Raw genomic sequence first — 13,378 nt, 5'->3', positions numbered from 1 at the left:
TCTCCGTGCTCACCGACCGGCGTCCGCTCGACGCGTGTCCTCCGGTCCGCGAACCGACTGTCGAACCGGTTCGCGGCGCGGCCACGCTTCTCGTGGTCCACCCGCAGGCCGCGCCGCAACAACTACTCCACGAGCTGGTTCTTCACATCCCGGGGCACCCGCACACCGCGGGTACGCAGATCGGCGATGAAGCGGGCAGCGAGCGGATCGGGCTCCCCCGGCGTCACCGCGACCAACTGGCGGGTCCACCGGGGCGAGAAGGAGCGGACCACACCCGGGAAGCCCGCGCTGACAGCACTGACCGGACTGATCGCGATGCCGAGGCCGGCCGCCGCGAGCTGCGGCGCCGCGGAGGTGACCGACGTTCTCAGCACCGGCTTGAGGCGAAGACCGGCGACGCTGAGCGACCGGTCGAGCCACCTGCTCAAGCCGTTCTCCGGCGCGAAGTGCACCAGATCCTCACCGTCGAGCCCGGGCAGTTCCACCGAGCTCCGCCCGGCCAGCCGATGATCCTTCGAGGCCGTCAGCACGATCTCCTCCTCAGCGATGACCGTGGCGGTGAAACGGCCGTCGGCCGGACCGGGCAGCACCCATACGTCGACATCCTCGCCATCGACGGAGTCGAACAGGCCGTCCGGCGTGACCGCCTCTCGAATGCCGATCGCCACCTGCGGATGGTGCCGATGCCAGGCGCGGATCACCGGGGCGAGCAACGGCACGGTCAGGCTCTGGGCGCAGACCAGGCGCAGCGATCCCCCCTTTGCCTCGCCCGCGGCCCGGGCCGAGCGCACCGCGGACGCTGCCGCGTCGATCGCACGCCGAGCGTCCGCGACGGCGGAGCGCCCGGCCGGGGTGAGCGAGACGCCTCGGGATTCCCGGCGCAGCAAGGGTGTACGGGTCTCGCGCTCCAGGGCGGCGATCTGCTGGGACACCGCGGGCTGCGAAGAGTGCAGCAGCCGCGCCGCCTCGGTGATCGATCCGGTGTCCGCGACCGCGACCAGACACTCCAGCGCACGCAACGAAGCCATTCAGAAATCTTATCGGAACCCTCCAGAACATAAAGGTTGCTGAGGGAAGCATTGCCGGTCACTCGTTGCTGGAACCAGGCAGAGATCATCACGACCGAGGAGAGCGACATGGCACAGACGTTCATCACCGGCGGTTCCGGCTTCATCGGCCGGAGCCTGATCCGACGCCTGGTGGCCGACGGGCACGCGGTCAAGGTTCTGGTCCGCAGCGAGGCGTCCGCCGGCGTCGTGGCCGCGCTGGGCGCCCAGCCGGTGCGCGGCGAGCTGACCGACCCCGATACCTGGCGCGCCGGCGTCGAGGGCAGCGAGGTGCTGTTCCACCTGGCCGCGGAGACCGACATCACGGCTGAGCGGGAGCGGCAGCAACTGGTCACGGTGGGCGGCACCCGGGCCGCCCTGCAAGCGGCCCGGCAGGCCGGCGTAGCTCGTTTCGTGCACTGCGGCAGCGAATCCGCGCTCCTGGCCGGTGAGCCGCTCATCGACGTCGACGAGAGCGCGCCACTGCGGCCGGACTCAGAAGCCGCGTACTGCGCGACGAAGGCCGAGGCCGAGGCCTTGGTGCTGGCCGCGGACGCGCCGGGATTCGCCACCGTGTCGATCCGGCCGCGGTTCGTGTGGGGACCCGAGAGCTCGCTGGTCGAGGGCCTCGTGCAGGCGGCCCGCAACGGCGAGTTCGCCTGGATCGAGGGCGGCCGGCACACCACCGACGTCACCTTCGTCGACAACGCGGTCGAGGGTCTCGTCCGGGGATGGCTGCGGGGCCGGCCGGGTCAGGCGTATTTCATCACCGACCAGCACCGCGTGGTCCTCCGCGAGTTCCTCGAGGCGAACTTCGCGATTTACGGCGTCGACGCCGAGATTCCCGACCTCGACGCCGGCACCGCGGCCCGCGTGATTCCTGTTCCCGCGCGCTGGTTCCTGGAGCAGACCTGCACGCTGCGCACCGGCAAGGCCGTCGCCGAACTCGGATATCGGGCGATCGTCGCGCAGGTCGACGGCCTGGACGCCGTACGGAATGCGGTCACCCGCAACGCCGCCTGAGTTCCCCACCGGCCCACCGGGCGATGCGGGCGGTAGACGCCCGCCGCCTGGTCAGTTTCCCTCGGGTGCGCCGTCGCCGACGCTCGCACCGCCTTCGGATGAGTCCGTGAGGTAGACGTGCTGGTGCCCGTGTCCGGCGTCGATGTTGATCTGGTCGAGCTGCGTGGCCGCCACCGACCAGTCGTTGACCGCGAGCAACCGCTGCCGCGACGCCACCACCAGCAGCGGCGCCTGATGGGCGGCCGGCAGCGCACGGGCCGCGACGAAGGTATCGAGTGCGAGCGACAGCTGACTGACCGCGTTGCGCAGCCCATTGCGTGCGACGTTGGTGGCGGTGCTGCCCGACGGCGTGTCCTTGTGCCGCTCCACCTGCTGCACCATGATCTGCTTCCACTGCGACAGTTGCTGGTCGGTGACCGACTGGGTGTCCACAGCACCGGCATCCGCGGCCGGCAGCGCGGACCGCAGACCGGCCACCACCGGCTTGACCTGCTCCGCGGTGCTGCGAGCCAACGCGGTCAGCTCGACGATCTGGGCAGCGTCCCGCTTGGCCTCTTCTTTCTGCAGCGTGGCGATGGCCGCGTCGGTGTCGGTGTCGGTGTCGGTGTCGGTGTCGGTCGGGCTGGCCACCAGCACACCGATGAACAAACCCACCGCCGCGGCTACCAGCAGTGCGATCCCGGCACGCAGCATCCCACCCGGCATTGACCCCGCCTTGGAGGCCATGGGCATCGGCTTGCTCGACCCCGGCCTGCCGGTCCTGCGCGACATCGCCCACCCCTGGTCACCGACTACAACGGAAGCATCACGTTACGTGCCCAATTCGATCAAGGTCAATGTCCCATCGGTACGGGCAACCCCTCAGCCACACGCCGGTGCTCAGTCGTTGTCCCGGGCGAGCAGCTCGTAAGTCAATTCGGTGATGCTCTCGGCACCCGGCGGGGCCTGCGGCGCCTCGACGTCGCCGTACCGGGTGACGGTGATGGCAAGTGGCGGCTCCGGCTGACTGTCCGCGGCCTGCGACGCGAGCGTGGCCGGGAGATGGAGCGTGAAGCTGGTCAGCCGGCCTTGCCCGTCAAGCGTGGCCTGGTACCTCATCGATGTGGCCGGTGGGCCGTAGTAGCTGGCCGGGTCGTCGATGACCAGGCGCAGCTCACTGTTGACCTTGGTGGCGTCCAGGGTGCCGGTGATGGTGTCACCGCTTCGTTCTGCGGTCATCACCGCGCTGACCAGCGCGCCGGCACCGGTGATATCCGGCTTGTCCGCGGTGGGGGTGGGCGCGGTGTAGTCCAGGGAGCTCTGTTCGTCGACCTCGGCTGCCTGGGCGAGGCGCTGCTGGTCGACGCGTAGCCAGCGCGTGCCGTCCAGTTGGGCGATGCTGGCCGCGTACCGATCGACCTCAGCCTGAGGGAGCCCGGCGTTCTTGATCTGGTCCAGGGCACGAGGACCCGCGTATGTGCCCTCGCCGGGCGGCTTCAGGTACGTCGTGTCCCCGACCTGCAGAAGGGACATCTTGTTCCCGTACTCGACCGCGTAGCCGTCGGCTACGTCGACCTGAGCACGGACGATGTCGGTGATCAGGTACGCCCCGGTACGGCTGAAGGCGTAGTTCCCCGAATTCAGACCGTGCAGCGAGTCGTCGAGGTCTTGGATCGCCCTGCTGTCACCGGCGACGATCGGGCCGTTACCACTGGGCCGCAGCGCGGTGATGCCACCGGCCACCGCGACCAGAGCGGCTGCGGCGGCCGTGACGGCGAGACGCCGTCGGGCGCGGCGGCGTTTGGCGGACCGCAGGACGAGACCCGGCTCGAGCGGGTCGGTGCTGCGGGCCAGGTCATTCATGGCGTTGCGCAGGTCATCCGGGGCGAAGGTCACGACTGCTCCTTGGTGCCGTGGAAGGACTGAGGACGGGGAACCTCGTCGTCGAGTGCGATCCGCATCTTGCGCAGAGCCGTGTGGCAGGTCGACTTGACCGTTCCGACACTGATGCCGAGGATCGCGGCAACGTCCCGCTCGGCCTGGTCGTCGAAGTAGCGCAGCACGACGATGGCGCGTTCGCGGTTGGTGAGAAGGTCAAGCGCGGCCAGCAGCGCTCCGCGATCTTCGAGCGCGGTGTCCTGGCTTCCGGGCACATCGGGAACGACATCGACCGGTCGTTCGTGGCGCTGGTGCGCAGTACGCCACCAGTCGGTGACCGCGTTCGTGACGGAACGCTGCACGTACCCGTACGGATCGTCGTGCTCGATGCGCGACCACCGCTGATACGCCCGGACGAGAACGGATTGCACGATGTCCCGAGCCTGCTCGCGGTGCCCGCAGAGCAATTCGGCATGCGCGATCAGCCGATGGGAGCGAGCCGCCACAAACGCGGTGAAGGACTCGTCGGTATCCCGGCCTCGTCTGAACTTCATGATCTCCCAGACGTAACGAGCATCAGAAAGGTTGGGGCCTCAGCCCAGAACATTTCCTCAGTCCGCAGCTCTCGGCCCGCTGCGCTTGTCTCCGATGTGATTGCTCCAGCGGGCTGCAGGCAACCCCGACGGCTCTGCCGAACTCCATAGTACGGTTGACGTTATATAACGTCACCCTTACTTTGGTGGCATACAGGAGCCAACATTTCTTCTCGCGGCGTTCCCCGCCCGGCTTCGGCGGCGGCACGGGTCCGAGTTGATCGCAACGATGGCTGACGCCGCCGGACCGGGCGGTCCGACCAGAGCCGATCGCTGGCAGTTGGTGTTCGACGGGCTGCGCGAGCGCTTCCGGCTGCCGCCTGGGCGGCCGCTGGCGGTGGTCACTGCCGTGCTGGCCCTGCTGATCGGTGGCGCCATCGGGGCAGCCGCCGGGTCCTGGGCCGGGATGTGGGCTTTTCCGAAGATGCCGGCCGTGGGCCCGGTCGCCGGCCAAGCGGTCGGCTCCGACGCCACCCTGGAGCCGCACCCGATTCAGAGGCGATTGCGGATGGACGGCGCGGCTCAGCTCAGACCCGGCGTGGACGCCACTGAGGCAGTCGGCCGCGCCCGCGATCGGATGGCCGCCGCCGGGTGGGAGCCCACTCCGGTCGTGGTCTCGGGCGGCAACGACGGCATCCACTACCGGCGGGCGGCCTTCACCGCCGACAAATCCGGCATCCGGCTGGAGGTGACCGCCTACTACAGCGAAACCCGCCTGGTCGAGATTCACGGCCGGTCCCCGCCGTCTCGATCTACCTGTATCTGATCCGCTATCTCCCGAACCACGAGAGCCAGGGCTGGAACGAGTTCGTGCACCGCGCACTGGCATCCAGCCCGATGGAAGCGTTCGCGGACAGCCTGAACCCCGGCCTGGGTTGGACGGACTCCCCCGCGCTGAACAAGAATCTGGTGATCGCGGGCCTCCTCGCGCTGGCGTCCGCCGCGCTGATCGCCCGCCCATCCCGAGCCGACCAGGAGCCGGGCTTGCCAACCGACCCGCAGATCGCCTGAGCCCGCCGGCCCACGGCCACGCTCTCATTCGGTTGTTGCGGTGCGAGGAACGGGCCGCTGTGAGTGCGGCCCGTTCCCCGCCGATGTCCTAACGCAGTCCGGGCACGTCGACGACGATCAGCTCGGTGTCGTCGGCACGGCCCGGGATGCGGCCGTCGTTGCCCGGGAAATTGTTGTCGTTGGCGACCAGCACCTTGTTGCCGGACAGCGGCAGGACCGATTCGACCGACTGCAACGGGAACGAGAACAGCGGACCGACGCCGTACTCGCCCGGGCGGGCCGGGGTGGACACGCCGGACGGGTCGGCGACGCGCATCAGGTCGACCGCGGTGCGCCGGGGAAGGACACCGGAGGCATCAGCGGCGTCGAGGTCCGTGACGACCAGACGCTTGACCACCGACTGCGGGCCCATCGCGTTGTCCCGCTCGATCAGCAGCAGCCGCCGGCCGTCCAGCACCGCGGCATCCCCCACCACCAAGGACGGGTCGTCGACGCGGAACGTCCAGGTGCGGCTCGTGTAACGGTTGGCTCGCACATCGAACTCGTACACGATCCGGCGGCGCTGGTCGGCGTCGTCGGTGCGGGCGCCCTCGAGGATCGGGTAGAGCGTCTTGCCGTCCCGGCTGACCGCGAGCGCCTCGAAGCCGCGGCTGGCCGGCACGGTCGCGGTCTCCCCCGGCGCCAGGTCCGGCGACTGCGGCGACTTGCCGCCGTCCGGCAGCGGGATGGGCGCCTGCAGCACCCTTCCGGTGCGGTCGGTGCGGAGCAGGTACGGCCCGAACTCCTCACCCAGCCACAGGTCACCGCGGTAGTCGCGGGCCAGCGACTCGATGTCGAAGTCGGCGCCGGTCAGCAGCCGATCCCCGGTGTCCGCGTTGACGATCGGGAACGGCACCTTGCGGTCCGGGTCGCGGAAGCTGATGAAGCCGCGGACGTTCACCTCGTGCGTGCGGTAGTCCGGGTCGATGCGATATGCACGAAGCAGGAAGTCGGCGGAGTTGTTCTTCGCGCCGAACCCGTTGTCCGGCATGGCGAGCAGGTGGCGGCCGGACCGGTCACCGGCGCCGGCCGGGATCACAGCGGAGAAACCGGGGATCGGCTGGCCCGGAAACGGCGGGGTGATCCCGTTGACCGGGGTGGGCGCCAGCTCAGTGCCGGAGACCGGACCCGGCTGGTAGGCCGTCGCGGACAGGATCGCGCGGCCCCGCAGCGTCGCCTCCGGGCGGATCGTGACGGCCAGCGTGTACAGCCGGGTGACCTGGGTGCCGCTGCCGTTGTCGTCGGAGATCAGGTGCAGGACGCGACGACCACCGGGCAGCCGCTCGCCGAGCGCCGCACCCTCGATGTTGTCGAGCAGCGGGTTGGGCTGCGGCTGCTTCGCGGTCGCGCCGGACGGCGGGCAGTTCACGAGGTCGACCAGCAGCTGTTTGCCGAGCCAGGCGCGTGGATCGGTCAGCGTGGTCAGCGACTCGACGGCGGTCACGTCGGGCGCTCCGGTCGCCGAGACCCGATAGATCCGTACGGTGTTGCCGACACCAGCAGTGAAGCCGCGCTCCACGGCGAGCAGCTGGTCGTCGCCGAGCGCCACCAGCTCGACCAGGCCCAGGGCCGGATCGGTGCGGTAGGCGTACTGGGCGATCGGCCTGTCCTTCTCGTACCGGATGATCCGGTGCCCGTCACCGTCGCCGGCCAGCGGACCTTCCATGCCGGCATAGAGCACCCGGTGATCCGGGGTGGCGGCCAGCGCCTCGAAGGTCTGGTTGACCGCCGCCTGACCGCCCGGCGTCACCTGGAACCGCACCGGCACCGGCAGCGAGGCGATCTCCCGGCCATCGGCGAGCCGGAACCGCCGGATCGACGGCTCCCGCTCGGAGCTGGCCAGCACGGTCCGCCCGAACCGCTCGACCACCAGCCCTTCACCGTCAAAATCAGTTCCCGTGTACGCCGTACCGTCCGGCCGGGTCAGGAAGGTGACACCGCGGACGGCCTTCCTCGCCAGGTCCACGTCGTAGATCCGGGCCGGAGTGGCACCGATGTTGTCGACCAGCGCGAGCGCCCGCGAGCCCCGGGTCAGCGCCAGCGCCGACAGCCCGGCGACCTGGGTGCCCTGGAACGTCGTCTTGTCGAGCGCGTCGGAGAAGCCGAGCAGCGACGCGTCCGGCCCGCAGGACTTCTGGGCGCCCGCCGCGGCGGGCGAGGCCGGCGCCACCACCAGCGCTGAGATCACGACGGTCGCTGCAGCGACCGCCCATATCTGTCGTGCGATTGTCGTCACGTGGATACCGTGCAACAACGGCGGGAACGCAGCGTGCCATCGTTCCCGCTCGATGGTCACCACGCGGTGAACAACTGGCCGTCTGTTTCCGGACATCCTCTGGATGGCGTTTGCATGTTGGCCGGCCTCAATGTGGAATCGCGGCCGACCGGGGCGGAGATCGTGCGGCCGGCCGGCTACGCCACCGCCGCCGGCATCATGGTCGCCCGGACTGACATCAGCCCGAAAGCATCAGAGGGCAGCCGCGAGGTTCTTGTCAGCTGGTCGTTTCCTTGATGTGATGCAAACGACCGTTAAGTTGATCGATGTCTCGGCGAGAGGACATCTCATGAGAGCCGACATCCGCACGCCCCGGAAAGGGGTCGCGCTCGCCGGCCTGCTGACGTTGGCGGCGACAGCGGCACTGGCCGGTTGCGGCGGCGACGACGGGGGCACGGCCGATGCCACCCTCACCGTGTGGAGCCTGGAGAACCAGACCGACCGGGTGGCCGCCACACAGGCGATCGCGGACAGGTTCACCACGGCGACCGGGATCAAGGTCAAGATCGTGGCGACCGACGAGAACCAGTTCAGCAGCCTGATCACCTCCGCCGCCGCGGGCGGCACCCTGCCCGATGTGGTGGGTGCGCTGCCGCTGGCCGCGGTCGCGCAGATGTCCACCAACGGCTTGCTGGACACCGAAGCCGCCAAGACGATCGTCGATCAGCTCGGCACCGCCACTTTCTCACCGCGAGCGCTGGAACTGACCAGGCAGGACGGCACCCAGCTCGCGGTGCCCTCCGACGGCTGGGCGCAGCTGCTGTTCTATCGCAAGGACCTGTTCGACGCGGCGGGCCTGCCCGCGCCGGACACCCACGACAAGATCCGCCAGGCGGCGCAGAAACTCAACAGCAAGGCCATCGCCGGCATCACCACGGCCACCGTGCCGAACGACGCGTTCACCGCGCAGAGCTTCGAGAACTTCGCGCTCGGCGCCAACTGTCAGCTCGTCGACGAGGCCAAGAACATCACCCTCGACTCGCCGCAGTGCGTGCAGACCTTCCAGTTGTACGACGACCTGGTGAAGAACTACTCGGTGCCGGGGGCTCAGGACGTCGACACCACCCGGGCCACGTACTTCTCCGGCAAGGCCGCCATGGTGGTCTGGTCGTCGTTCCTGCTGGACGAGATGGCCGGGCTGCGCAACGACGCGGTGCCGACCTGCCCGCAGTGCAAGACCGACAAGGCGTTCCTGGCCAAGAACAGCGGCATCGTCACGGCCATCGCGGGCCCGGGCGGCCGGCCCTCGCAGTTCGGCGAGATCACCAGCTGGGCGGTCACCAACGGCGGCGAACAGACCGACGCCGCCAAACGTTTCGTGGCGTACATGATGAACGAGGGCTACACCGACTGGCTGGGCATCGCCCCCGAGGGCAAGTTCCCGGTCCGCAAGGGCACTGAGCAGGAGGCCACCAAGTTCACCACCGCGTGGAACGACCTGCCGGCCGGCGTGGACACCAAGAAGCCGCTGGGCGAGATCTACCCGCCCGAGGTGATCGACGCCCTCGCTCAGAGCCCCGACACCTTCCAGCGCTGGGGCTTCCCGCAGAAGCAGGGCGCGCTGGTCGGCGCCACGCTCGGCGAACTGCCGGTGCCCAAGGCGATCAACGCCATGACCGGCGGTGAGCTCGACCCGGCCGGCGCGGCGAAACGGGCCGCCGAGGACGTCGAGACGATCCAGAAGTCACTCGAGTAATGGCCGTCGTCCACGAGCCGGCCACCGAGCCGACCGCGGGTCCGTCGTCCGGCCGTAAACCGCTGACCCGGCGCCAGTTGGAGAACCGGGCCGGGCTGGCGTACCTGTCACCCACGCTGGTCGTGGTGCTGGTGGTCGTCGTCCTGCCGATCATCTGGACGGTCGTGCTCGCCTTCCAGCGGATCCGCCTGGTCAACCTGCGCCGCGCCGGGCTGTTCGACAATTTCACCCTGGCCAACCTGGAACTGGTGCTCACCTCGCCGGGCTTCTGGTCATCGCTGTGGACCACCCTGATCTACACCGTCGGCGCCACGTTCCTCTCGATCTTCTTCGGGCTCATCGCCGCGCTGGCGCTGCGCGGCCGGTTCCGCGGGCGCACCCTGGTCCGCGCGTCGGTGTTGCTGCCCTACGTGGCGCCCGTGGTCGCCATGACATTCGTGTGGAACATCCTGCTCAGCCCCCAGTTCGGCCTCGTCAACGACTGGGGCGCCCGATTCTTCGGATGGGACCGGCCGCTGGCCTTCCTGAGCCAGCGCGAGTACACGATGTCGCTGTTCGGCTGGCAGGTCGACGTCCCCCTGGCGTTGCTCACCGTCATCGCCTTCGAGGGGTGGCGCTATTTTCCGTTCGCGTTCCTGTTCCTGCTGGCCCGGCTGCAGGCTGTGCCCGCCGACCTCGAGGAAGCCGCCCGGGTCGACGGGGCCGCGCCCACCCAGATCTTCCGGCACATCCTGCTGCCGCAGCTCGGCGCGGTCATCGCGCTGCTCACCGTGCTGCGCTTCATCATGACGTTCAACAAGTTCGACGATGTCTACCTGCTCACCGGGGGCGGTGCCGGCACCGAGGTGGTAAGCGTGCGGGTGTACGAGTTCCTCACCGCCCGCTTCGACATCGGCGCCGCCTCCGCCCAGGCCCTGGTTCTCGCGGCCGGCCTGGTCGTACTGCTGATCATCTACCTGCGATTCATGGCCCCCCGGGTCGAGGGGAACGAGGACTGATGGACCGCGCCGCCGTCGAGACCCGGGTGCTCCGGGTCCTGCGCTGGATCGTCATCGCCGGACTCGTCGTGGTGACCCTGTTCCCGTTCTATTACATGCTGCTGCTGTCGGTGCGGCCCATCGACGAGGTGCTGCAGAACCCCGGCCGCATCTGGGTCGGCATCAGCGAGTGGACCATCGACACCTACCGCGAGGTGCTCACCCCCAGCGGTAGCGGCGGGCAGGGTTTCCTCAAGTTCCTGTCCAACTCCGCGCTGGTGTCGGTCGCCGCCACGGTCATGACCCTGCTGGTGTCCATCCCCGGGGCGTACGCGGTCAGCCGGCTGCGGTTCACCGGCCGCCGTCAGGTGCACTTCCTGTTCCTGTCGGTCTACCTGTTCCCGTCGATCCTGCTCGCCATCCCGCTGTTCGTGCTGTTCACCCGGCTCGGACTGCGCGGCTCGCTGATCGGTCTGACCATCGTCTACATCGCGCAGACCCTCCCGGTGTCGATCTACATGCTGCGCAACTACCTGACGACGATCCCGGTCAGCCTGGAGGAGGCGGCCGCCGTCGACGGTTACAGCCGCCTGCAGACCATCCGCAAGGTGATTCTCCCGCTGGCGGCGCCCGCCGTCATGGCGAACGCTCTCTACGTGTTCATGATCGCGTGGAACGAATTCCTGTTCGCCCTGCTGTTTCTCGTCGAGGAACGGGCGGACTGGACGGTGTCGCTCGGGCTGGCGCAACTCTCCGGCGGCATCGAGGTGAGCAAGACAGTGCTGATGGCGGGCTCGGTGGTGCTCACCCTGCCGATCGTCATCATCTTCTTCGCAGCCGAGCGTTTGCTGACGGAGGGTCTGACCGCGGGCGCGGACAAGGGTTGAGCGTCGCCGGCGAGCCGGTCCTGCCCTGGCGTTGCGCTGCTGTGTCTTCGAGATCGCCGGGTCGCGAGCAGCCGGTACTCCCAGTATGGTCAGTTCGTGGTCTCGCTCGGCGACAACTGTCCTGCACGGATCGAACTAAGCGACTCTCAGATCCACTGGCTCAGGCGACGGCCGTACGCCATGCGTCAGGTCCGGCGGATCTACGAGTGTCAGATCGAATTCGGCCATGACGGCGCGCACGGCGACCTGGGCCAGCAGAGCGACATGATCGAGTGGTGGATTCGCTGGACACTGAGCGCCTCGGAGATCGAGCAGGTCGTTGCGTGTTCCACCGCGCCCGGCGAAAGTGAGCAGGATGTCGTCTGCCTGCTCTTCGAGGGCCATCTCGGCCGGCACTCGTTCCAGCTCATGCAGCGATAGCAGTCCAGTGACCGGGCGCCGTCCCTCGCGCCCAGTCCCTGTCCGGCTCAGAGCCCGGCTTTCTCCGTTCTGGACCGTACGCCGTCGGAGATCAACGGCCCGCCCCGCCAGGCCTCCATGCCGGCGGACGTCGCGGCCCGGGCCCTGTTCCACCGTTGCCGTGCCAGCTCGCTCGGGGGAGTTTCCATTCTGGCTACGCGTTGCCGGGTCAACGCGGTGACCGCGACCGTGCACAGCACAAGTCCGGCGCATGCCAGCACCCCCGCCGTCGCCTCGAGCACCGCGGCCGCGACAAGCAACCGGCGAACTGGTTTCCGACTCTCCACTGCTTGCGTGTTATTCATCGTCGTGCCTCCGATCCGGACCGGTACGGTCCCGCTCCGCCTACCGTGGCAGCTACGGCACCGCGGCGAGTCACCCCGCCGGAACGATTTCCGACCGGTCCCGACTGGTTCGCAGAGGATCGCCCCTGCGGGATGTGCGCACGTCATCTCTGCGGGATGAGCCCGACGCGATGACGGGCATTCGCCTCGTCACGGGCCACCGCACGGCGCACCGCCCGGGTCGGACCTCATCCATGACAGGTGAGGCATGGCGTCCCGTCGACCGATGAGACTCGCCGGGACAACGAGGGCCGTGCGAAGCGCTCCTAGGAGAAAGCAAATGACTGACATGCAACGATCCCGTCCGGCGGCGCACCGGGTAGACACACATCCGGCCCGCTCGAGCTTGTCGAAGGAGATCGTCTGGCTCAGCTGGGTCCTGTTTGTCGGCATCCTTCTTTCCTTCTCCGGGTTCCTCACTGTGATGCAAGGTGTCGTTGCCCTGGTGAACGACGACTTCTACGCGACCACCGCGAGCGGTCCGGCGATCGATGTGAACTACACGATCTGGGGCTGGGCGCTTCTGATCGTCGGAGTGGCGCTGCTGGCGTCGGGTCTCGGCGTCGTCGTCGGCTACCCGTGGGCCCGTGTCGTGGCCGTCGTCGTGGCCGCGACCAATGCCCTGGTGAACCTCGGGTTCGCCGCCGCGTACCCGTTCTGGACACTGATCGTCGTCGGGTTGGACGTCCTGGCCATCTACGCGCTGGTGGTCCATGGCGGCGCGGCCAAGGCGCTTCGCACCGGACCGCGATCGTGACCCACCGACCGAGGGACGCCGGTGGCGGCGCCGCTACCGCATGACCACCCGCAGTGGATGAACTCGAAACGTCCGGAGCAGGCGAGAGTGGTGGGGACATCATCGCCACGCTTACAGCTCCGGGAGGTCCGGTCACCATGGGCGTCACGTTCGAGATCCGCGTACGGGGCTATCTCGGGCCCTTACTGCGCACCGTCTTAGCCGACCTTCACTGCGAGTCCGTGGCGCGGCAGTCGACCATCAGTGGGCGCCTGTCCACCGGAGAGCTGCGTGCCCTGCTGACACGGCTCGACGGCTACGGCGTCGAGATGGTGCGGGTGCGGTGTTCGAGCGACGAGGTGACCCGGCAGCCGGTGGGCCGCAGTTGAGTCCCGCCCTACCGTGGGTCAGCCGCGCCGGCGCCGGACCTGGGGT

15 protein-coding genes are annotated in these 13,378 nt (G+C 68.8%); 10 read left to right on the top strand and 5 right to left on the bottom strand.

Annotated features, from left to right (window positions below):
* Positions 1-122 precede the first annotated feature (122 nt).
* Positions 123-1,028: a LysR family transcriptional regulator gene (locus KXC43_RS44075; protein WP_221382245.1), complete on the bottom strand. Its 906-nt coding sequence runs from the start codon at positions 1,026-1,028 to the stop codon at positions 123-125.
* A 108-nt stretch (positions 1,029-1,136) separates the two neighbouring features.
* Here KXC43_RS44075 and KXC43_RS44070 point away from each other — a divergent pair, with 108 nt between their 5' ends.
* Positions 1,137-2,069, top strand: coding sequence for an NAD-dependent epimerase/dehydratase family protein (locus tag KXC43_RS44070; RefSeq protein WP_221382244.1), 933 nt, complete (start codon positions 1,137-1,139; stop codon positions 2,067-2,069).
* 51 nt (positions 2,070-2,120) lie between these two features.
* Here the strand turns inward: KXC43_RS44070 and KXC43_RS44065 are convergent, their stop codons facing one another.
* The 3 genes from KXC43_RS44065 to KXC43_RS44055 form a co-directional block, all read right to left on the bottom strand.
* The gene (locus KXC43_RS44065; protein WP_221382243.1) at positions 2,121-2,774 is read right to left on the bottom strand and encodes a hypothetical protein; all 654 of its coding nucleotides are present in this window, start codon (positions 2,772-2,774) and stop codon (positions 2,121-2,123) included.
* 174 nt (positions 2,775-2,948) lie between these two features.
* Positions 2,949-3,944, bottom strand: coding sequence for a hypothetical protein (locus KXC43_RS44060; protein WP_221382242.1), 996 nt, complete (start codon positions 3,942-3,944; stop codon positions 2,949-2,951).
* Entirely contained in the window at positions 3,941-4,480 is a 540-nt protein-coding gene (locus tag KXC43_RS44055) for a SigE family RNA polymerase sigma factor (RefSeq protein WP_221382241.1), read from the bottom strand. The genes KXC43_RS44060 and KXC43_RS44055 overlap by 4 nt, the downstream gene beginning before the upstream one ends.
* Before the next feature lie 268 nt (positions 4,481-4,748).
* Here KXC43_RS44055 and KXC43_RS44050 point away from each other — a divergent pair, with 268 nt between their 5' ends.
* Complete coding sequence (locus KXC43_RS44050) at positions 4,749-5,285, top strand: hypothetical protein (protein ID WP_221382240.1); 537 nt, start codon at positions 4,749-4,751, stop codon at positions 5,283-5,285.
* Positions 5,286-5,356: 71 nt separating this feature from the next.
* Positions 5,357-5,530: a hypothetical protein gene (locus KXC43_RS44045; protein WP_221382239.1), complete on the top strand. Its 174-nt coding sequence runs from the start codon at positions 5,357-5,359 to the stop codon at positions 5,528-5,530.
* 88 nt (positions 5,531-5,618) lie between these two features.
* On the opposite strand, the gene KXC43_RS44040 is transcribed toward KXC43_RS44045, so the two are convergent.
* Entirely contained in the window at positions 5,619-7,805 is a 2,187-nt protein-coding gene (locus KXC43_RS44040) for an esterase-like activity of phytase family protein (protein ID WP_308129529.1), read from the bottom strand.
* Between KXC43_RS44040 and KXC43_RS44035 the strand changes: the two genes are divergently transcribed.
* From KXC43_RS44035 to KXC43_RS44005, 7 genes are all read left to right on the top strand, one after another.
* Positions 7,806-8,081, top strand: coding sequence for a hypothetical protein (locus KXC43_RS44035; protein WP_221382277.1), 276 nt, complete (start codon positions 7,806-7,808; stop codon positions 8,079-8,081).
* A 52-nt stretch (positions 8,082-8,133) separates the two neighbouring features.
* The gene (locus tag KXC43_RS44030; RefSeq protein ID WP_221382237.1) at positions 8,134-9,540 is read left to right on the top strand and encodes an ABC transporter substrate-binding protein; all 1,407 of its coding nucleotides are present in this window, start codon (positions 8,134-8,136) and stop codon (positions 9,538-9,540) included.
* On the top strand, positions 9,540-10,538 hold the full coding sequence (locus KXC43_RS44025) for a carbohydrate ABC transporter permease (RefSeq protein WP_221382236.1): 999 nt from the start codon (positions 9,540-9,542) through the stop codon (positions 10,536-10,538). The genes KXC43_RS44030 and KXC43_RS44025 overlap by 1 nt, the downstream gene beginning before the upstream one ends.
* Positions 10,538-11,404, top strand: a complete 867-nt coding sequence (locus KXC43_RS44020; RefSeq protein ID WP_221382235.1) for a carbohydrate ABC transporter permease — start codon at positions 10,538-10,540, stop codon at positions 11,402-11,404. Before KXC43_RS44025 ends, KXC43_RS44020 begins: the two co-directional genes overlap by 1 nt.
* A 96-nt stretch (positions 11,405-11,500) precedes the next feature.
* Positions 11,501-11,824, top strand: coding sequence for a hypothetical protein (locus KXC43_RS44015; RefSeq protein WP_221382234.1), 324 nt, complete (start codon positions 11,501-11,503; stop codon positions 11,822-11,824).
* Positions 11,825-12,487: 663 nt separating this feature from the next.
* The gene (locus KXC43_RS44010; protein ID WP_221382233.1) at positions 12,488-12,964 is read left to right on the top strand and encodes a DUF7144 family membrane protein; all 477 of its coding nucleotides are present in this window, start codon (positions 12,488-12,490) and stop codon (positions 12,962-12,964) included.
* A gap of 137 nt (positions 12,965-13,101) precedes the next feature.
* Positions 13,102-13,332, top strand: coding sequence for a DUF8691 family protein (locus tag KXC43_RS44005; protein WP_221382232.1), 231 nt, complete (start codon positions 13,102-13,104; stop codon positions 13,330-13,332).
* Positions 13,333-13,378: the final 46 nt, after the last annotated feature.

The sequence above is a fragment of the Paractinoplanes polyasparticus genome, from assembly GCF_019710575.1.
In the GTDB taxonomy this organism is placed as follows: domain Bacteria; phylum Actinomycetota; class Actinomycetes; order Mycobacteriales; family Micromonosporaceae; genus Actinoplanes; species Actinoplanes polyasparticus.
Note: the sequence above shows the minus strand (reverse complement) of the source record. Positions and strands in the feature narration are given on the sequence as shown.

Coding starts and splice junctions, on each gene's coding strand:
- KXC43_RS44070 (WP_221382244.1), top strand. CDS start 1,137: ATGGCACAGACGTTCATCACCGGCGGTTCCGGCTTCATCGGCCGGAGC.
- KXC43_RS44030 (WP_221382237.1), top strand. CDS start 8,134: ATGAGAGCCGACATCCGCACGCCCCGGAAAGGGGTCGCGCTCGCCGGC.
- KXC43_RS44025 (WP_221382236.1), top strand. CDS start 9,540: ATGGCCGTCGTCCACGAGCCGGCCACCGAGCCGACCGCGGGTCCGTCG.
- KXC43_RS44065 (WP_221382243.1), bottom strand. CDS start 2,774: ATGCCGGGTGGGATGCTGCGTGCCGGGATCGCACTGCTGGTAGCCGCG.
- KXC43_RS44045 (WP_221382239.1), top strand. CDS start 5,357: ATGGAAGCGTTCGCGGACAGCCTGAACCCCGGCCTGGGTTGGACGGAC.
- KXC43_RS44055 (WP_221382241.1), bottom strand. CDS start 4,480: ATGAAGTTCAGACGAGGCCGGGATACCGACGAGTCCTTCACCGCGTTT.
- KXC43_RS44050 (WP_221382240.1), top strand. CDS start 4,749: ATGGCTGACGCCGCCGGACCGGGCGGTCCGACCAGAGCCGATCGCTGG.
- KXC43_RS44075 (WP_221382245.1), bottom strand. CDS start 1,028: ATGGCTTCGTTGCGTGCGCTGGAGTGTCTGGTCGCGGTCGCGGACACC.
- KXC43_RS44005 (WP_221382232.1), top strand. CDS start 13,102: ATGGGCGTCACGTTCGAGATCCGCGTACGGGGCTATCTCGGGCCCTTA.
- KXC43_RS44010 (WP_221382233.1), top strand. CDS start 12,488: ATGACTGACATGCAACGATCCCGTCCGGCGGCGCACCGGGTAGACACA.
- KXC43_RS44020 (WP_221382235.1), top strand. CDS start 10,538: ATGGACCGCGCCGCCGTCGAGACCCGGGTGCTCCGGGTCCTGCGCTGG.